We start from the raw sequence: 19,963 nt of genomic DNA on the forward strand, positions 1-19,963 counted from the left end.
CAAATTATGATAAAAAAACATTATGAATTTTCATTTTGGCTTAGAATAACTCACTGGGTTAGGGCAATTGCAATTATAATATTAACTGCATCAGGTTTTTATATTGCATACCCATTTATTGCTCCTGCAACAAATGGAGGGGAACCAACAAATTTTTTAAATGCTTTGTTTAGATCATGGCATATTATTTTTGGTTTTCTTTTAATTGCAGTTACAATAGGAAAATTTTATCTATTTATATTTGATAAACAAAGTAGATTAGAAAGGGATTCATTCTGGGATTTTATTAATCCAAAAGTTTGGTTACAACAAATAGGTTATTATCTATTGATAACTAAACACCCTCATGGGAAAGGTGTTTATAATCCCTTACAATTCTTGGCATATGTAGGTATATATCTATCAATTGTGATGATATCTTTAACAGGACTTATTTTATATGTTCATGTTTATCATGAAGGAATGGGTGGAGTGCTTTTTGATGTTATGAGAAGCTTTGAAGTACTTTTAGGTGGATTAGCATGGGTTAGAGAACTACACCATATATTTATGTGGGTATTTATAATCTTCTTACCAATACATGTTTATCTAGCGGTATTTAACTCTGTATATGGTAAAAGTGGAGCTATGGATTCAATTATCAGTGGTTACAGATGGATAAAAAGTAAAAAATAATGAATATATTAATACTAGGAATTGGGAATATATTGTTTCAAGATGAGGGGATAGGCGCTCATTTTATACATTATATTGATGAGAAATATGAATTTTCAACTGACAAACATAGTGTAAATATAGTTGATGGAGGAACATTAGCTCAAAGGCTAATTCCTCTAATCATCAAGTTTGATAAAGTATATGTTGTTGATTGTATTGATGCACTAGATTCAAAAGCTGGGGATGTTTATTTTTTTGATTATTTAAAAGCACCTTCTGAGATTGATTGGCAAGGTAGTGCCCATGAAGTTGAGATGTTACAAACTTTAAATATGATAAAAATGAATGGAGACTTACCTGAAACTCACGTTATTGGAGTGATTCCAAAAAGAGTTGCTGATGATACAACTTTTGATTTAAGTGATGAGATTGTAAAAGCAACTGCTACTATGGAGCATACACTTATTAAATCTTTAGAAGAGATGGGTGTAGAAGTATCTGTAAGAGATAAAGATGTAACTATTGAAGATATTTCAAAAATATCTTTTAAAAGAGAGATTATAAATGATTCTAGAATATAAATTTGTTTATCAATCAAATAACAACTACTTTGTTGATTATATTGATAACATATTAAAACAAAAGGAGACAAAATATTATATAAATAGAGATGAAGAAAATATATTTTTATATGTAGAAGATGAAGAAGAAAGATTAATAAAAATTTCAGATGAGTTGTCAAATGAGCTTCCAATATCAATATTTTTAAAAGATTTTGCATTGGAAGTTGTATCACAAATACCTCTTATAAACTATCAACATACCCTAGATAGTTGCCAAAAGTCTTATTGTTCAAATTGTTTAGCAGAAATCGAAAATAAAGAAACGACAAATTATTATAATCCCTTCATAAATTGTCAACTTTGTGGTACAACTTCCAATGTTAAATCTCTTGATATCTTTGAAAATAAAGAAAAAGTTGAGTTTACTAGTTTTAAAAACAGTTTTGAGTTTTTAGCTTCTAATATTGCCCAAGGCAAAACAATAGAGATAAAAAATACAAATAAAAGTATATATTTAAAAAAACTAGAAAAGATTGAATATGAAAATCAAACTATATTATGTACAGATATTAATAATCTATCAAAAATTACAGTTGGTTCAAAACAAAAAAATATAATGCTTTTAAGTCTTGAAAAACCAATTATAGAATTTAATCTAAATGCTATTTATAAAAAAAATATGCAAATAGAGTTTGATAAAATAAATGTGATTGCTTCTTGGGATTTAGTTATATATTTACTTTCAAAAGAGTTGCAAAAGTTAGGTATAGATTTTTTGAGTGTTGAAGAAACAAATCAAGAAACAAATCTAACACTGGCTTATGAAAGAGAATTAAATCTATTAAAAATATCTCTTACAGAAAATAATACATATATATTAGAAAATAGCTGTTATGATAAAAGATTAGATAAGGTTTATAATAGTTTTGATGAAAAATCTAAATCTCAATTTATGGTACTTTTGGATGAAAATAAACTTTATGAGAAAACAATTTTAAACTTTTTTATATCTTCAAAATATGATGATGGTATAAATCTATATTCATCAAAAATAGATGGCCTTGTTGATATTGTAAAATATAATATTCCAAATAGTATAAGTGAACTTTTTGAAAATATTGAAAAAACTGAAAATGGTGATAAATTACTAAATAGTTATAAAGAAAAATTTCCAGAAATTTATAAAAATGCAATAGAATCAAATATAGATAATAAGCTAAAATCGATTACAAACTTATGGAAAATAGCTTCTATTATTTTAGATTTGGATGATATTTTTAATACTGCAAAATCTTGTCTTTTACAAAAGGGTCCTAGAATAGATTATAAACTAAAAAAAAGCGATAAACTATTTAATAAAGAGTTTGATATTGTAAGTTTTATTAAAAGTGGTATTAGCTTTAAACTTGCAGGTGTTGAAGAAAAAACTTTATCATTGGGATATGTGGAGAGTTTTATATATTTTATAAGTGATCTTTATGATGAGGTTAATGAACAGTTTGAAGTTGATGGAATCTCATTTTGTGGAGATTATATAGGTTTTGAAAATATAAATAAATTGATAACTAAAGCTTTTAATAAAACTTCAAAATTATATTATAATAAGGATTTTCCAATACAATTATAAAAAATAAATGGAAAATAGATGAGTGCAGTATTTATTGAAGTAAAAGGGATTGTTCAAGGGGTAGGTTTTAGACCCTTTGTTTATAACTTAGCTATTTCAAACAATCTTAATGGATGGGTAAACAATGATGACCAAGGTGTAAATATACATCTTGAGGGTAATACAGCTTCTATAAATAGCTTTTTAAACACACTTGAAAACTCAGCACCACCTTTATCAAAAATAGATTCTATACTAAAAACTAAGACTAAAGAAAAAAACTATAAAAGTTTTGAAATAGTAAAAAGTGAAAATACCTCAAATAAAACAACAATTATCTCACCTGATATGGCAATATGTGATGATTGTATAAATGACATAAATGATAAAAACAATTTTAGATATAACTATGCACTTACAAACTGCACAAACTGTGGACCTAGATACTCTATTATCAAAACTGTGCCTTATGATAGATGTAATACTTCTATGGCATATTTTGAGATGTGTGAAGATTGTAAAAAAGAGTATATAAATCCTACAAATAGAAGATATCATGCCCAACCAGTTGCTTGTCAAAAGTGTGGGCCTAAAATAGCTTTATATGATTCACAAAATCAAGAGATAGAATCTAATGAAAATGCTATTAAAAAAATTGCTTCAAAAATAAATGAAGGGAAAATTGTAGCAATAAAAGGGATGGGTGGTTTTCACTTAATTTGTGATGCTACAAATGATAATGTAATAAAAAAACTAAGAGAAAGAAAAAACAGACCTTCAAAACCTTTTGCTGTTATGTTTAAAGATTTAGCTCAAATAAAAGAATTTGCAAAAGTAACAAAAAAAGAGGAAGAGATACTTAACTCAAAAGAGAAGCCAATTACTTTAGTTAAAACTATTAGCTCAAAATTAAGTTCTCAAGTTGCACCAAGTATTGACAGATTAGGGTGTTTTATAGCTTATACCCCTTTACATATAATACTTTTTAAATATCTAAATAATCCAATTATTGCAACAAGTGCCAATCTTTCTGATGAACCAATAATTAGAGATAAAGAGGAACTTTTTCAAAAACTTGGAGATGTTATTGATTATGTTTTAGATTTTAATAGAGAGATTATAAATGCCTGTGATGATTCTGTGGTACAAGTTGTAAATGAAGACATCTCTATTTTAAGAAATGCCAGAGGTTATGCTCCAACTGCATTAAGACTTGATAAAAAAACAGATAAAAAGATATTAGCTTTAGGGGCAAACCAAAAAGCAACTATCGCTTTAGCTTTTGAAAATAACCTGATATTATCTCCCCATATTGGAGATTTAAACTCTATAACTTCAATGGAATATTTTGAAAGAACAATAAATACTTTTAAAAGTTTCTATGATTTTAAACCAGATATTATAGTTTGTGATAAACATCCAAATTATGAAAGTGTAAAATGGGCAAAAACTCAAGATATTGAAATAGTTCAAATACAACACCATTATGCCCATGTTTTATCCGCTATGGCAGAGTATAAGTTAAATGAAGAGGTTTTAGCTTTCTCTTTTGATGGTACTGGATATGGCGATGATAAAAATATTTGGGGTGGAGAGGTTTTTATTACAAATAAAAAAGAGTATAAAAGAGTTAATTATTTCAAATATTTTAAACTCCTTGGTGGAGAAAAATCAGTAAAAGAGCCTAAAAGAGTTGCTCTTTCTTTACTTTTTGATAGTTTTACTTTAGATGAAATATTACTTTTAGATATACCTACTGTAAAAGCATTTTTGCCAAATGAGATTAAACTAATGCATACAATTTGGCAAAAGGGTTTAAATGCACCACTTACAAGCTCTGTTGGAAGATTATTTGATGCTATCGCTTCATTTAGTGGCATTTTACAAGTGCAAAGTTATGAGGGTGAAACAGGACTTCAAATAGAGATGGCATATGATAAAAATATCAAAGAAGCCTATACATATAAGATTGAAAATGAAAATATAGATTTATCTATAGCTATAAAAGAGATTATAAAAGATAACAATAAAAAGCTTATTTGTACTAAGTTTATAAATATGCTTATTAATTTAATTCTAGAAATATCAAAGCAATATGAACTTCCTATAATCCTAACAGGTGGAGTATTTCAAAATAAAACACTTCTTGAGGCAGTTTGCAAAAAGTTAGAAGAGAATAAAAAGAGATATTACTATTCTAAGAATATCCCTTTAAATGATGGTGGTATAGCTATGGGTCAGGTCTATTCTCAAATCTAGAAAAATAGAAGAATATAAATACCCACACCCATATAAGAAGTTAGAGTTAAACATAGAAAAATATATTTTCCAATTTTTTTATGTTTGCTACTTTTAAGTTTTTCAAGCTCTTTGTTTTTATATAGTTTATAAGAATATATATACAAATAAAGCCAACCAGCAACTGAAAATATAGCGATTATTATATGTATTATTAGAAAACTTAGTAAGAAAGAATAGGGCACTAAAGTTGAATCTTTTGAAAACTCTATAAACCCACCAGTAATTCTAACTCCTGTTTCAAAAATAACTATCATAAAAAGAGTAAAAAACAGTATGATTGATTGTGAAGTTAGATGTTTTTGATACTCTTTTTTTACAGCATATCTAATACTTATAGCTAATAATACAGGTAAAAAAGCAAAATAGATTGTGATTAAATCTAAGAAAAAAGGGGCTTTTGTATTTAAAAAGCCTTGATCTAGTAAAAACATATTATATTGCTTTAGGTTTTACTCTTTTTTCAATAAGAAATGCTCCAAATGGTATTAAAGATAATACAAAAAGTTGAAACATTAAACCTGTGTTCCATTTTTCTTTTATTTTTGCTTCAAATAATGAAATCATAAAAATTATAAATAAAACACCGTGAATCATTCCAAAAACTTTTACAGGATAAGGATTTTCACCTATGTATTTAATAGGCATTGCAACAAAAACTAAAATTAAATAAGATAAACCCTCAATTGCAGATATAAGTCTAAATCTACTTAAAGCATTACTAAACATAAACGTCCTTAAATTTTCTGATATTATATTGACTTAATATTATAATATCTTTAGTTAAATGATAAATTTTTTCTTTTTATAAAGAATTTATACAATTAAAAGTAGATTATTAATTTTAGTTATAATATAACTCTTTTAATATCTCAATTTGCTTGTTTTGTAGATAATTAAATTTAAATTCACACTCTTTTAAATAGTAAAAAAAGTTTTCTTCTTCTACTCCTTTGTATTTTTTTAGGTTTTCTTCTAAATACTTCCAAAAAATATGTAAAGGGGTAGTATAAGCATATTGGGAGTAGATTTTGTGCCATTTTAAATAGTTTTCAAAGTTTTTGTTATCTTCCCCTCTATCATATCGACTAAGCTTTGGCATAAGAAGTGTAAAGACTTTTTTATTTGAGTAGAAACCTATTATGTTTATTGCTTCATATAAAGAACGGCTTTTATCTTTTTTTTGTCTATTTGTAAAATAATAATACTCTTCATAGGAGCTATTATCTTGTATGGTACTATAATGTTGCTCTTCAAGGAAATATGCGATCAGTTTTCTAAAAAGTGTATATCTATTTTGTATAGTTCTGTAATTTACATCTAAAAGTTTTGCACATTTATTTGCATTTATATTGTTGCAAAATAGTTCAATAGTTCTTAAATCTGTTTCAATTTTTCTAGGAGAAAACTTTTTTTTACAAACACTACATTTTTTAAAATCATCTTTTAGATGGTAAATTCTTTTACTATTACAAAAAGGGCAGTTCATGTTAGTTTTGCTTTTTTAAAACTTTTGTAATTTCTACAATTTTAACTGCTATAAAACCAATAATAAGTCCAAAAACAATCTCTACAAAAAAGTTTATAATTCCTGAAAAATCTTTAAAACTATTTATTATTGGCTCCATAAAATGAAGTAGATGGGTTTGATGTGCAACAATTCCACCACCAACTGCAAGCATTGCAATAGTTCCAATTATTGAGATAATTTTTATAATAATAGGCATTGAAGAAACAAGTAAGTCTCCTACTTTTTTTATTAAACTACTTTTCTTCTCTTGAAAATAAAACCCCACATCATCAAGTTTTATGATTAAAGCAACAATTCCATATACAGCAATGGTTGCGATTAGTCCAACTAAAAAAAGAACACTTAGTTTAACAATAAATTCTGATTCTTCCAATAAACTTAAAGCAATAACAATAATCTCAAAAGAGAGAATAAAGTCTGTTTTTATAGCACTTTTAACTTTTATATTTTCTAACTCTTCACTACTTATTTCAAGATTTTCTTTGTTTTCTTCTTTTTTATCATGATGAAAGAATTTTTCTAATATTGCTTCAACTCCCTCAAAAGCTAAATATATCCCACCTAATACTAAAGCCGGTGAAATTAACCATGGGGCAAAAAAACTAAAAAGCAATACTATAGGAATAATGATAAACTTGTTTTTCAAACTCCCTTTTGCAATTTTATAAACAATAGGTAATTCCCTTTTTGCTGCATTTTTTTGTGCTTGTTTTATAGCTTTGTTTCTTATATCTAATAATTCTTTTTGTATATTCTCTTTTGAGTTTTTATCAAGTTTATCTATATTTGTTTTTAGTTCATTAATATTTTTTGCTTTTTCTAACTCTTTTTTTAATAAATCAGAAGTTGTTTCGTTTGTAAAGCTTGAGATAGCGGCTAAGTCATCAACTAATATAGCAGAAGATTTACTACTTGCCATTTTAGTATAAGTTACTATATCATCAAAAAGTACTCCAATATCATCAAAGGTTGTTGCCAATGATTTTGTTGCACTATATATAGTTTTTCCTGCAAGGGTACTTATATCATCTGATAAAACTGATAAATATCCTAATATACCTGCCATAACATCTCCTAAAATAAAATGTAACATAAAAAATTTACTAGTTCAAATAGTACATAAGTGTACCATAATATTAGTTTAATTTTAGTTTAGATTTACTAGACTGTCTAAAATGAACCAATATTCATATTAAAAGGATAAAAAATGTGTCAAGATTGCGGATGTAGTATAACAGATCACCATCACCATGACCATAGTCATGGACACTCTCATGAACATCAACATGGAGATTCAGCTTCTCATCAAGCTGCACATGAAACTTTACATCATAACCCACAATTAAATGATAGTAAAACAGTTTCTGTAATAAAAAAGATTTTAGATAAAAATGATCATGAAGCAGCTCATAATAGAGTCCACTTTAATAATCATAAGGTTTTAGGTATAAACCTAATGAGTAGTCCAGGAAGTGGAAAAACTACACTTTTAGAACATTTAGCAGATATTGCTGATTTTAAATATGGTGTTGTTGAAGGTGATTTAGAAACAAATAAAGATGCTGATAGATTAAAAGCAAAAGATATAAAAGCAGTACAAATACAAACAGGTAGTGCCTGTCATTTGGATGCATTTATGGTTCACAAAGGTTTACACGATATGCCTTTAGATGATTTAGATGTATGTTTTGTAGAAAATGTAGGAAATCTAGTATGTCCTGCTTCATATGATGTGGGAACACACTTAAATATTGTATTAGTTTCAGTTCCTGAAGGTGAAGATAAAATTGCAAAATATCCAGTTATGTTCAGAGCAGCAGATTTAATTTTATTTACAAAAACTGACCTTCTTCCATATTTTGAATATGATTTAGAAAAAGAGAAAGAAGTAGCTAGAAAACTAAAACCCAATGTGGATATTTTAGAAGTTTCTACTAAAGATAAAGACTCTTTAAAAGCAGTCGTTGATTGGATTAATTTTAAAAGAAAATTTAGATAGTTAGGTGTAACTCGTTACACCCTTTAGGGTTTGTTACTTTAGAAACTTTTTACAAGTTTCTCTAAAAGTAATTAATATGATATAGGTCCCCTGGAAATGGGACATTTTTTAGGAAAATTATATGTGTTTATCAATACCATCAAAAGTTACAAAAATAGATGAAGAAAACAACATAGCAACTGTAGATACTATGGGAGTTGAAAGACAAGCTAGTTTAGATTTAATAGACCAGCCTGTTGTAGTTGGAGATTATGTACTTATCCATATTGGATTTGCAATGAATAAAATAGATGAAGAGGATGCCTTAGCCTCTTTGGAAGTTTATCGAGAAATAATAGAAAAGATGGAAGAGGATGATAGGCGTCAGGCAATACTTGAAGATGATGCCTGTGCCAATAGAGGTTAAGATGAGCGAATTAAAACTAAAAGATCTTTATGATGGTTTTAGAGATCCAAAAGCTATAAAAGCCTTAAAAAAGTTAATAGATGAAGAGGCTTCAAAACTTCCAAGAAAAATAAATGTAATGGAGGTTTGTGGAGGACATACACATACTATTATGAAATATGGACTTAACCAACTTATGCCAGAAAATATTGAATTTATTCATGGTCCAGGATGTCCAGTTTGTGTTATGCCAAAAGAGAGAATCGACCATGCATATATCTTAAGCTTACAAGAAGATGTTATCTTAGTAACTTTAGGGGATATGATTAAAGTTCCAGGAAGTCGTGGAAGTTTACAAGATGCAAGAAGTAAGGGTGCAGATGTAAGGTTTGTTTATTCTCCACTTGATACTATTAAAATAGCACAAGAAAATCCAAATAAAAAGATTATCTTTTTTGCAATAGGTTTTGAAACTACAACACCTATGACAGCTGCACTTTTAGAGCATGTAACAAAAAATAAATTGGAAAATGTATTTTTTCATATAAACCATATTACTGTGCCAGAACCAATGAGAGTTTTACTTGATAGTGAAGATTGTAAAATTGATGCTTTTATAGGTCCTTCACATGTTAGTGTAATTACAGGTTCTAAGATTTATGAAGAGTTTGTATCTATATACAAAAAGCCTGTTGTAGTCGCAGGTTTTGAGCCTGTTGATGTGATGCAGTCTATACTTGCAATTGTAAGACAATTTAATGAAAACAGATGTGAATTAGAGATTGAATACTCAAGGGCAGTTTCTTATGATGGAAATCTTGCAGCACAAAAACTAAATGATAAGTATTTTACTAGAGCAGGGCATTTTAGATGGAGAGGTTTAGGTGATATCCCTCATTCTGCTCTTAGATTAAAAGATGAATATCAAAGTTTAGATGCTGAGATTATATATAAAGATATCTTGCCAAATGAAAAGATTGATGATCATAAACTTTGTATTTGTGGAGATATTATGAAAGGTGTAGCTAAACCAAACGACTGTAAAGTGTTTGGAACTGCCTGTAAACCAAGTTCCCCTTTAGGATCTTGTATGGTTAGTAGCGAGGGTGCATGTAGTGCTTATTATAAATATGGAAATTTGTTATAGATGAAAAAACTTTTTATTATAAAAGCTGGTATTACATTTGATAATACAAAAAAAGAGAATGGTGATTTTGATAAGTGGGTAACTGATAGATTGGATAATCCTAATTTGGATATTCAAACTATACATATTCAAGAGATGATTTTTTTACCTGAGCTTGATGAGTGTGCAGGGGTTATTATAACTGGTTCACACTCAATGGTTACAGATGAAGAGCCTTGGAGTGTAGCAATTGAAAAATGGATTCCAAAGTTAATTGAAAATGAAATTCCCCTATTAGGAATTTGTTATGGTCATCAACTTTTAGGTAAGAGTATGAATGGAATTAGCGGTTATCATAAAGATGGAATTGAAATAGGCACAGTAGAAGTAAAGCTATCTAAAGATGTAAAAGATGATGAATTGTTTTGTGATATTCCTAATTCATTTTTAGCTCATACAATTCATTCACAGTCTGTATTAGAACTTCCTAAAAATAGTGTGAATCTTGCATTTAATAATCATGATAGAAACCATGCTTTTAGAATAGGAAAAAATGCTTGGGGTGTACAGTTTCATCCTGAATACAATGAAGAGATTATGAAATCATATATCAAAGAGGTTGGAGAGCTTAAAGATATACCTATAAATGATTTACTTAAAAAAGTAGAAAAGACTCCAGATGCAAATCTTGTATTAAAAAGATTTGGAGAGATTGTAGAAAAAAGGCTTAGAGATGGCTAATATAACTTTGGCTCACGGAAATGGTGGACAAGAGAACAACGAATTAATTACAAAGATTTTTTATAAAGCTTTTAAAAATGATATTTTGGCAAAAAGTGAAGATGCAGCTGTTATTCAAGATGGTACTTTAGCTTTTTCAACTGATTCTTTTACCGTAAGTCCAATAGAGTTTCCAGGAGCAGATATTGGAAAACTAGCTGTATGTGGTACTTGTAATGACTTAGCTATGATGGGAGCAAAACCAAAATATCTTACTTGTTCTGTGATTATCGAAGAGGGTTTTGAAGTAGATACTTTAAAAAGAATAGTATCTAGTATGGAAAAAGAGTTAGAGTTAAATGGTGCTATTGTTGTAAGTGGTGACACAAAAGTGGTTCCAAGAGGAAGTGTTGATAAAATATTTATAAATACAACTGGAATTGGTGAAATAAAACAAAAAGGTATCTCATCAAATCTAATCAAAGAAGATGATGTAATTATAGTTTCAAACTCTGTTGGTAAACATGGAGCAACTATTTTTGCAGCAAGAGAAGGAATAGATTTCTCTACAGATTTAAAATCAGATTGTGCTTCTTTATGGCCAGTTGTTGAGAAACTAATAGAATCAGGTATTGAAATTAGAGCTTTAAGGGATGCAACTAGAGGTGGAGTTAGTGCTGTTTTAAATGAATGGTCAAAACAATCAGATATTTGTGTTGAGATTGAAGAGGAAAAAATTCCAGTATGTGATGAGGTAAATGGAGTTTGTGAACTTTTAGGTTTTGAAGCTTTAAGTCTAGCAAATGAAGGAACATTTGTTATGGCTATTTCAAAAGATCAAGCTTTAAAAGCTTTAGATGTTTTAAAGTCAATTGAGACTTCACAAGAAGCAAGTATCATTGGAAAAGTGACATCTAAACACAAAGGAAAAGTTGTTTTAAATACAGCTTGGGGAACTCAAAGATTTATTGATTTACCAACTGGTGAATTATTGCCAAGGATTTGTTAAGATGCATGAATATAGTATAGTTCAATCACTTTTAGATAGTTGTGAAGAGCACGCAAGACAAAATGATTCTACTAAAGTTACAAAAGTTGTTGTTAAAATTGGGGTATTAAGTGGAGTTGAACCAGATTTACTTCAAACTGCTTTTGATACTTTCAAAGAAAAAACAGTATGTGATGGTGCAGAATTTTTAATAAACCATCAAAAAGTAGTAATAGAATGCCTATCCTGTCAAGAACAATCAACTTTAGAAAAAAATGAATTTTTATGTCCAAAATGTGAATCAAATCAAGTAAAGGTTATTGATGGGGAAGATATGTTTTTAATGTCCCTTGAAATGGAATAATATTCTAACTTAAAAATTTATTTTAGTTAATATATTTATTTACAAAAATTATCTTTTGGTTATATAATAACTAAAACTTTATATAGAGATGAGTGATGAATAAGATTAGACTTGAAAAACTTATATATAAAAATTATTTAAAAACATCTGTATTCTCTATACTTTTTATTGAATTAGCACTTTTAATCATATATTTTACAGTTAATAATAAAATTGTAGATATTAGTATCCAAAGTTTATTAAGTGATATTGAAAAAAGTGTTTATTCTACAATTAAAAATTCAATAAAAGACACTGAACAAAAATTTAATCATGTCGAAGATTTATCATATATTTTACAAAATGAACATCAAAATTATTTTAAATATAGTATGAAGTTAGATGATTTTGATAATAGATATTTTAGATACGCAAATAATGGAGTTTTCTATAAATACAAAGATACTGGTGGAGCTTCACTTTTTGTATCAAATAAGGAAAATGTAAATAAAAATTTAAAAGATGAAATAGCAAGAACAGAAGTATTTGATACAACATTAAAAACATTAGTTAATAGAAATAATTTAATAGTTGCAGCGTATTACAATTCACACAGAAACTACACAAGATACTACCCTTTTTTGAAAGATATATATAAAGTTTTTCCTGCTGATTTAAAAGTTTCAAACTATAACTTTTATTATGAAGCCAATAAAAAGAATAACCCTGAAAAGAAAGCTGTTTGGACAGATGTATATCTAGACCCAGCAGGTCAAGGTTGGATGTTAAGTGTAGTTGTACCAATTTATAAAAATGATTTTCTAGAAGGGGTATCAGGAATAGATATTACCGTAAAAAGTATCATAAAAAATATTCTTGAATCAGAGATTCCTTATAATGCTTCATCAATACTTTTAGATAAACATGGAAATATAATAGGTATTACAAAAAATAGTGAAGATATTTTAAATTTAAAAGATAGTAGTGACTATAAGTATATAAAAGATGAAAAAATTGGTAAGACCATATATAAAAGAGATAGTTTTAATATTTTAAATCATCAAGATGAAAAAATAAAAGAGCTATTTAACAAAGTTATCAATGAAGATAATTATTCAAAAGAGGTTTATTTAAATGGAAAGAAATATCTTCTTTTTAGTGAAAAAATTAAAAAAACATCTTGGTTTGTAATCTCTTTAATAGATGAAGATAATATTACCTCAGAAGTTAGAAGTTTAGAAAGTTATTATAAAAAACTTGGTTATACAATAATTGCAACAATAATAATATTTTATTTAGCTTTTTTTGTGTTTTTACATTTTAGGGCAAAAAAATTTGTTAGAAAAATAAACTTTCCATTATTAAAAATTATTGAGATGACAAAAAATATTGGTGATAAAAAATCAGCTGAGAAACTCCAAGAGTGTGGTGTATATGAAATTGATTTATTGAGTGACAATTTTAATAAGATGGTAGATAAGTTAGAAGAAAAAAATAAAGAATTAATACAGTCAGAATATAAAGTTGCTTTTAATGAGAAACTTGCTTTAACTGATTCTTTGACAAAAGTTTATAATAGAAGATTTTTAGATGAGTTTTCAAATAAATATTCAAGTGAAATTTCATTAAGTAAAGAGGGACTAGCACTATTTGTTGTAGATATTGATAATTTTAAAAATATAAATGATACTTACGGACATGATAGGGGAGATGAAGTTATTACAACTTTAGTTTCTATTATAAAAACTGTAATCAGAAAAAATGATTTCATAGTAAGATTAGGTGGAGATGAGTTTTTAATACTTCTACCTAGTAGTAATCTTAAAAACTGTAAAAAAGTTGCAACTAAACTTATAGAAAGCATTAATGAACGAAATGAAATTTTAGAACCCTTTGAAATAAGTTTTACTATTAGTATAGGAACAGCAAATTATGAAAAAGATGATGTAGGTATAGAGGATACAATTAAAAGAGCAGATAAGCAACTATACAAGGCAAAATCTCAAGGAAAAAATTGTATTACATAAATGACTAACTGACAAAATAAAAACAACTTTTATATAATTTGTACATAATTTATACGTTTTTTATAAAAAGTTTTTAAATTTTTATGGTATTATCCTTGCATAGATTAACAAGGAGTATATATGAAAAAATTAATGAGTTTAGCGCTTGCTTCTGCATTAACTTGTGGTATTGCATCTGCAAAAGAGATTAAAGTTGGTGCTGTTATGCCTATGTCTGGACCTCTTGCACAATATGGTCAAGTTTGTTATTTAGGTTTAGAATTAGCCAATAAATTACAGCCTACACTTAAAAATGGGGATACAATTAAGATAGTATTAGCTGATAATAAAGGTGATAAAGTTGAAACTGCTACAGCTACAACAAGACTTATCTCTTCTGAAAATGTAGTTGCAATTTTAGGTGCACTTACATCTACAAATACAGCTCAAACAATTGCTATTGCTGATAAGAAAAAAGTTCCAGTAATTGCATCTGTTGCTACAAATGATAAACTTACAGCAAAAAGAGATTATGCAAATAGAGTTTGTTTTACTGACTCTTTTCAAGGTGAAGTTGTTGCAAATTATGCATTGTCTCAAGGTTATAAATCTGCTGTTGTAATTGTGGACCAAGCTCAAGTTTATTCTTTAGGTCTTGCAAAAGCATTCCAAAAAGCGTTTAAAAGTAAAGGTGGAAAAATCTTAGAGAAAATCAAAGTAACTTCAGGGGATAAAGATTTTAAAGCTGTTGTTTCACAAATCAAAAAATTAAATCCTGATTTTATGTTCTTACCTTTATATCACCCAGAAGCTTCTATGATTGCTAGACAATCTAAACAATTAGGTGTTAATAAACCTATGTTTAGTGGAGATGGTGTTGCTAACCAAACATTTATTGATTTAGGTGGAGATTCAATTGAAGGTTATATGTTTACTGACTTCTTTGATTATACAAATCCTCCTTCAAAAACATCTGCTGATTTCGTAGCTTTCCATGAAAAAGAGACTGGAAACAAAGAGATGAATTCATTTACTGCATTAGGTGCTGATACTTATAATGTTTTAATTGATGCAATGAATAGATGTGAAGATCCTACAGATTCTGTTTGTGTTAACAAAGAGATTAAAAAAACAACTGGATTTGATGGTGTTTCAGGAAAAATTTCTATTGATAAAGAGGGTAACTCTACAAGATCTGCTGTTATCAAAGAGATTAAAGATGGGAAAATGGTTTATAAAGCGACTGTAAATCCTTAATTTTTATTTTAATATTGAAGTCTAGCAATTATTATTGCTAGACTTTTTTTTTGTCATAATAAAAGTAAAAGAGTTTATTTTTATTATAACAAAAGTAATTCTTCTGGGGAGATTTAATGGATATATTAACTTTTATGCAACAAATGGTAAATGGATTTTCTTTAGGATCTATGTATGCTTTGATTGCTATTGGATACACTATGGTTTATGGGGTTTTAAGACTTATAAACTTCGCCCATGGTGATATAATGATGGTCGGAGCCTTTTTAGGTTACGCTTTTATTGATGTTTTAGGATTACCTTTCACTCTAAGTATATTATTAGCAGTTACACTTTCTGCTGCACTTGGAATGTTAATGGATAAAGTTGCATATAAACCTTTAAGAGAAGCTCCAAAAATTTCTCTTTTAATTACTGCAATTGGTATCTCATTTTTCTTAGAAAATGCCTTTACTGTTTTTGTAGGTGGAGTTCCAAGAGCATTCCCTGTACCTTCTTATATGGAAAATATAATAAATATAGCAGAGGTTACATTCTCTGTATCTTCAATAATTGTTCCAATCGTAACACTTGTATTATTACTTTGTATTTTATATGTTTTATACAAAACAAAATATGGTATGGCAATTAGAGCCTTATCTTTTGATATTAAAACTGTAAACCTTATGGGAATAGATGCAAACCTTATTATCTCTATTGTATTTGCATTAGGTTCAGCTCTTGCAGCAGTTGGAGGTATATTTTGGGCTATTAATTATCCTTCAGTTGAACCAATGATGGGTGTGTTAGTTGGACTTAAAGCCTTCGCAGCAGCAGTTGTAGGAGGTATTGGTTCAGTTACTGGTGCTGTTATTGGTGGTTTTATTATTGGATTTACAGAAGTTGTTGTAATCGCATTTTTCCCAGAACTTGGTGGTTATAAAGATGCATTTGCTTTTGTATTTTTAATCTTAGTTCTTTTATTTAAACCAACAGGTATTATGGGTGAAGATCTAGAAAAGAGTAGGTTTTAATTATGGTAGAAAATCAGATATTTACAAAACACAGATTAATAAATCTTGCAATTATAATACTTGCAATTTGGTTTACTTGGTTTGCTCAAAACTTTTTTGATGAGTATACAGTAAGAGTTATAAATAATGTTGCGATATTTATAATACTAGCAGTTTCATATAACTTAATAAATGGTGTAACAGGGCAGTTTTCACTTGAACCAAATGGGTTTGTTGCCATTGGTGCTTATGTAACAGCAATATTAACTGTTGATGCAGAAGGTATGCTTTATCAGTATGATATTGAAGATCCTGCACAATGGATATTAGCTTTACAAGCAGATTTCTTTTGGGCTTTATTACTTTCTGGTATCCTTTCTGCTTTATTAGCTTTATCTTTATCTTTTCCTGTATTTAGAGTTAGAGGAGATTATCTTGCAATTGTTACATTAGGTTTTGGTTTTATTATTAGAATCTCAGCTATTAATTCTCCTGAGATTACAAATGGTTCACTGGGAATAAATGATATTCCAGAATATTCAAATCTATACTGGACGGGTGGTTTTGCAATCTTTGCTGTATTGGCTATTTTAAATATTATATATTCAAAATATGGTAGAGCTATGAAAGCTGTAAGAGATGATGAAGATGCTGCAATTGCTATGGGTGTAAATACATTTAAAATAAAAACATTGGCATTTTGTACTTCAGCATTTTTTGAAGGTATAGGTGGTGGTTTATTAGCTGCATTATTAACATCTATTTCACCAGACTTATTTACATTCTTCTTAACATTCCAATTATTAATTATAATAGTTCTTGGTGGACTTGGAAGTACGACAGGAGCTATATTAGGTACCGTTTTTGTAATGGCAGGATTAGAATGGATGAGATTCTTAGATGAACCAATGAATCTATTTGGATATGAAACAGAAGGTTTACCTGGAATGAGAATGGTTGTATTCTCATTAATTTTAATTATTGTTATGTTATTTGCAAGAGAAGGATTAATGGGTAAAAAAGAGCTAAAAGATTTATTTAAAAAGAAAAAGGCTGATAAATGATTTTAGAGGTTTGCAATATTACTAAAAATTTTGGTGGTGTAACTGCTATTAAAGATACCTCTTTTCATGTAAAAGCAAAAGAGATTTATGGTTTAATTGGTCCAAATGGTGCTGGTAAAACAACTATGTTTAATATTATTACAGGAAACTATGAACCAAGTGAGGGACAAATAAAATTTCATGGTCAAAGAATTGATGGAATTAAACCTCATAAAATAGTTCATAGAGGAATAGCTAGAACTTTCCAAAATATTAGACTATTCACATCTATGACAGTTTTAGAAAATATTTTAATAGGATTTGATTATCAAGCTGAATATACTTATTTAGAAGCTATTTTAAGATTTCCAAGATTTTTTAAAGAGGAAAAAAGAGTTAAAAAAAGAGCTTATGAAATTATGGATATTCTAGGGATTTCAGAATATGCTGATGAGATGGCAACTTCACTTTCGTATGGTAGTCAGCGAAAAGTTGAGATAGCAAGAGCTTTAGCTGCTTCTCCACAATTGCTTTTATTAGATGAACCAGCAGCAGGAATGAATCCTCAAGAAACACATGAATTAGCAGAACTGTTTTTTAAGATTAGAGATGAGTTTGATATTACAATTTTATTGATTGAGCATGATATGAAATTTGTAAATAAACTTTGTGACAGAGTAATGGTTCTTGATTATGGGAAAACTATCTTTGAGGGTGATATTAAAGATGCTATTAAAGATGAAGAAGTTATAAAAGCTTACCTTGGAGATTTTAAACATGCTTAGTGTAAAAAATTTAGAAGTATATTATGGTTTAATCAAAGCAGTAAAGGGAGTAAATTTTGAAGTTAACGCTGGACAAATTGTTTCTTTAATTGGAAGTAATGGTGCAGGTAAAACTTCAACTTTACAATCTATTGTAAATGATGTAAAGAAAAAAGGCGAAATTATCTTTAATGATATAGATATTTCAAATCATAAAACCCATAAAATTATAAAAGAGGGTATCTCTTTAGTTCCAGAAGGAAGAAGAGTATTTCAAAACTTAACAATTGAAGAAAACCTAAGAATGGGTTCATTTAACAATGATGACTTATATGAAGAGTATCAAGAAAGAATGTTTAAAATCTTTCCAAGATTGATTGATAAAAAAGGACAATTAGGTGGAACTATGAGTGGAGGTGAACAGCAAATGCTTGCAATTGCAAGAGCTTTAATGTCTTCTCCAAAACTACTTATGTTAGATGAACCTTCTTTAGGGTTAGCTCCTAAAATTGTTGGTGAACTTTTTGAAACAATTGTTAAGTTAAAAGAAGAGGGTATTACTATTCTTTTAGTTGAACAAAATGCTTTTGCAGCTTTAGATATATCAAATTATGCTTATGTATTAGAAAATGGCGTTGTAGCTCTTGAATCTGATGCAAAAGAGCTTATCAATTCTGATGAGATTAGAAAAAAATATTTAGGTGGTTAAACATAATTGTTTAACTGCTTATATTTATTTACTTTATAGTAAAACTATTTATAAACTATTAACTTTTTATCACTATAATTACATTGATAAATTTAAATTAGGATAGATATGCTTTTAATGAAACTTGAAGCAAGAGAGAAGTTCTCTTTTTTGCAACTTGCACACTATTTAGCGAGAATTGATAATGACTACGGTGAAAAAGAACAAGAGATTATTTTAGAATATTGTGCAGAGATGGGTATTGAAAATGACGATAATTTTGATATGAATGAGTTTTCTTTAGAAGAGATACTAAAAGATTTTAGAACGGAAAAAAGTAAAAAAATTGTTGTATTAGAATTGATGATTTTAATACATGCTGATGATAAATTTGATTTAAAAGAAAGAACATTAATATCAAAAATAAATGATACTTTTAAATTGTCTCCACAAAATTTAGAGTTTTGTTCACAGTGGGGAAAAGGTGTTGCAGCGCTATATTCTCAGGGAAAACTTTTTATTAACAATTAATTAAAAAATAATTTTTTTTGTTTAAACAGTTTTTCTAGGATAAATTAGATAAAATAATATGTATGGAAATCATTGAAAAATTAAATATGAAAATTGACAAACTATTATATCAATATGAACTCTTGAAAAAAGAGAATGAAAACTTACGTCAAGATTTAGATGATTTAAAGAATAAAAACGATGAGTTGGAGAGAAATAACCAAGATATGCTTCTAAGAATTGATAGTACTCTAACCTTTGTAGAGGCAAAAAATATTGGAAAATAAATTGACATTTCATATAAATAATATGGCTTATACTATTGTTGTAGATGAAAAAATAGCAAATGAGATTACACGCTATTTAGATTTGGATAAAAATTTAGATACAAGGGAATTATTAGCTGCTTATATTAGAATCTCACAAGAGTTTAGTAATTTTAAAACTGATTTAGAAAAAATTTCTGAAAAAATCCCTAAACTTTAGC

The 19,963-nt window shown here is 28.0% G+C and carries 23 protein-coding genes; 19 read left to right on the top strand and 4 right to left on the bottom strand.

The annotated features are described in order from the left end of the window. Nucleotides 1–6: 6 nt before the first annotated feature. The 4 genes from cybH to hypF are packed head-to-tail and all read left to right on the top strand — an operon-like array spanning nt 7 to nt 5,085. Nucleotides 7–675 carry a Ni/Fe-hydrogenase, b-type cytochrome subunit gene (cybH, locus tag ACKU3H_RS09410; protein ID WP_320033595.1) on the top strand — a complete coding sequence of 223 codons (669 nt, stop codon included), beginning with the start codon at nt 7–9 and terminating at the stop codon, nt 673–675. Beyond that, the gene (locus ACKU3H_RS09415) at nt 675–1,238 is read left to right on the top strand and encodes a HyaD/HybD family hydrogenase maturation endopeptidase (RefSeq protein ID WP_320033596.1); all 564 of its coding nucleotides are present in this window, start codon (nt 675–677) and stop codon (nt 1,236–1,238) included. Before cybH ends, ACKU3H_RS09415 begins: the two co-directional genes overlap by 1 nt. Continuing rightward, nucleotides 1,222–2,847, top strand: a complete 1,626-nt coding sequence (locus ACKU3H_RS09420; protein WP_320033597.1) for a hypothetical protein — start codon at nt 1,222–1,224, stop codon at nt 2,845–2,847. The genes ACKU3H_RS09415 and ACKU3H_RS09420 overlap by 17 nt, the downstream gene beginning before the upstream one ends. A gap of 18 nt (nt 2,848–2,865) precedes the next feature. After that, a complete protein-coding gene (gene hypF / locus ACKU3H_RS09425; protein WP_320033598.1) occupies nt 2,866–5,085 on the top strand; it encodes a carbamoyltransferase HypF in 2,220 nt (739 codons plus the stop codon). Here the strand turns inward: hypF and ACKU3H_RS09430 are convergent. The 4 genes from ACKU3H_RS09430 to ACKU3H_RS09445 all read right to left on the bottom strand — a co-directional run bounded on the left by ACKU3H_RS09430 (nt 5,082) and on the right by ACKU3H_RS09445 (nt 7,721). Beyond that, entirely contained in the window at nt 5,082–5,558 is a 477-nt protein-coding gene (locus ACKU3H_RS09430) for a DUF420 domain-containing protein (RefSeq protein ID WP_320033599.1), read from the bottom strand. The genes hypF and ACKU3H_RS09430 overlap by 4 nt on opposite strands. A 1-nt stretch (nt 5,559) precedes the next feature. Next, a complete protein-coding gene (locus ACKU3H_RS09435; RefSeq protein WP_320033600.1) occupies nt 5,560–5,853 on the bottom strand; it encodes a DUF3817 domain-containing protein in 294 nt (97 codons plus the stop codon). A 115-nt stretch (nt 5,854–5,968) separates the two neighbouring features. Further along, complete coding sequence (locus ACKU3H_RS09440) at nt 5,969–6,613, bottom strand: hypothetical protein (RefSeq protein ID WP_320033601.1); 645 nt, start codon at nt 6,611–6,613, stop codon at nt 5,969–5,971. A 1-nt stretch (nt 6,614) separates the two neighbouring features. Next, nucleotides 6,615–7,721 (bottom strand): DUF808 family protein, encoded by a 1,107-nt coding sequence (locus ACKU3H_RS09445; protein ID WP_320033602.1) that lies wholly within the window; start codon nt 7,719–7,721, stop codon nt 6,615–6,617. 141 nt (nt 7,722–7,862) lie between these two features. Here ACKU3H_RS09445 and hypB point away from each other — a divergent pair, with 141 nt between their 5' ends. The 15 genes from hypB to ACKU3H_RS09520 all read left to right on the top strand — a co-directional run bounded on the left by hypB (nt 7,863) and on the right by ACKU3H_RS09520 (nt 19,962). Continuing rightward, the gene (gene hypB / locus ACKU3H_RS09450) at nt 7,863–8,654 is read left to right on the top strand and encodes a hydrogenase nickel incorporation protein HypB (protein ID WP_320033603.1); all 792 of its coding nucleotides are present in this window, start codon (nt 7,863–7,865) and stop codon (nt 8,652–8,654) included. 121 nt (nt 8,655–8,775) lie between these two features. Further along, entirely contained in the window at nt 8,776–9,060 is a 285-nt protein-coding gene (locus tag ACKU3H_RS09455; protein WP_320033604.1) for a HypC/HybG/HupF family hydrogenase formation chaperone, read from the top strand. Between the two features lies 1 nt (nt 9,061). Next, a complete protein-coding gene (gene hypD / locus ACKU3H_RS09460) occupies nt 9,062–10,186 on the top strand; it encodes a hydrogenase formation protein HypD (protein WP_320033605.1) in 1,125 nt (374 codons plus the stop codon). Next, a complete protein-coding gene (locus tag ACKU3H_RS09465; RefSeq protein ID WP_320033606.1) occupies nt 10,187–10,906 on the top strand; it encodes a glutamine amidotransferase in 720 nt (239 codons plus the stop codon). It begins immediately after the preceding gene. Beyond that, nucleotides 10,899–11,894 carry a hydrogenase expression/formation protein HypE gene (gene hypE / locus ACKU3H_RS09470; RefSeq protein ID WP_320033607.1) on the top strand — a complete coding sequence of 332 codons (996 nt, stop codon included), beginning with the start codon at nt 10,899–10,901 and terminating at the stop codon, nt 11,892–11,894. The genes ACKU3H_RS09465 and hypE overlap by 8 nt, the downstream gene beginning before the upstream one ends. Before the next feature lies 1 nt (nt 11,895). Further along, nucleotides 11,896–12,237, top strand: coding sequence for a hydrogenase maturation nickel metallochaperone HypA (hypA, locus tag ACKU3H_RS09475; RefSeq protein ID WP_320033608.1), 342 nt, complete (start codon nt 11,896–11,898; stop codon nt 12,235–12,237). A gap of 95 nt (nt 12,238–12,332) precedes the next feature. Then, a complete protein-coding gene (locus ACKU3H_RS09480; protein ID WP_320033609.1) occupies nt 12,333–14,243 on the top strand; it encodes a diguanylate cyclase in 1,911 nt (636 codons plus the stop codon). A gap of 120 nt (nt 14,244–14,363) precedes the next feature. Continuing rightward, nucleotides 14,364–15,479: an ABC transporter substrate-binding protein gene (locus tag ACKU3H_RS09485; RefSeq protein ID WP_320033610.1), complete on the top strand. Its 1,116-nt coding sequence runs from the start codon at nt 14,364–14,366 to the stop codon at nt 15,477–15,479. Nucleotides 15,480–15,595: 116 nt separating this feature from the next. Continuing rightward, on the top strand, nt 15,596–16,492 hold the full coding sequence (locus ACKU3H_RS09490; protein WP_320033611.1) for a branched-chain amino acid ABC transporter permease: 897 nt from the start codon (nt 15,596–15,598) through the stop codon (nt 16,490–16,492). A 2-nt stretch (nt 16,493–16,494) separates the two neighbouring features. Continuing rightward, entirely contained in the window at nt 16,495–17,535 is a 1,041-nt protein-coding gene (locus tag ACKU3H_RS09495) for a branched-chain amino acid ABC transporter permease (protein ID WP_407933672.1), read from the top strand. Next, nucleotides 17,532–18,299 carry an ABC transporter ATP-binding protein gene (locus ACKU3H_RS09500; protein WP_320033612.1) on the top strand — a complete coding sequence of 256 codons (768 nt, stop codon included), beginning with the start codon at nt 17,532–17,534 and terminating at the stop codon, nt 18,297–18,299. Before ACKU3H_RS09495 ends, ACKU3H_RS09500 begins: the two co-directional genes overlap by 4 nt. Beyond that, a complete protein-coding gene (locus tag ACKU3H_RS09505) occupies nt 18,292–18,987 on the top strand; it encodes an ABC transporter ATP-binding protein (RefSeq protein WP_320033613.1) in 696 nt (231 codons plus the stop codon). Before ACKU3H_RS09500 ends, ACKU3H_RS09505 begins: the two co-directional genes overlap by 8 nt. A gap of 108 nt (nt 18,988–19,095) precedes the next feature. Beyond that, nucleotides 19,096–19,497 (top strand): TerB family tellurite resistance protein, encoded by a 402-nt coding sequence (locus ACKU3H_RS09510; protein WP_320033614.1) that lies wholly within the window; start codon nt 19,096–19,098, stop codon nt 19,495–19,497. Between the two features lie 62 nt (nt 19,498–19,559). Then, nucleotides 19,560–19,763, top strand: coding sequence for a cell division protein ZapB (gene zapB / locus ACKU3H_RS09515; RefSeq protein ID WP_320033615.1), 204 nt, complete (start codon nt 19,560–19,562; stop codon nt 19,761–19,763). Nucleotide 19,764: 1 nt separating this feature from the next. Continuing rightward, a complete protein-coding gene (locus tag ACKU3H_RS09520) occupies nt 19,765–19,962 on the top strand; it encodes a hypothetical protein (RefSeq protein WP_320033616.1) in 198 nt (65 codons plus the stop codon). Nucleotide 19,963: the final 1 nt, after the last annotated feature.

The organism is Halarcobacter sp. (assembly GCF_963675975.1).
Classification (GTDB): domain Bacteria; phylum Campylobacterota; class Campylobacteria; order Campylobacterales; family Arcobacteraceae; genus Halarcobacter.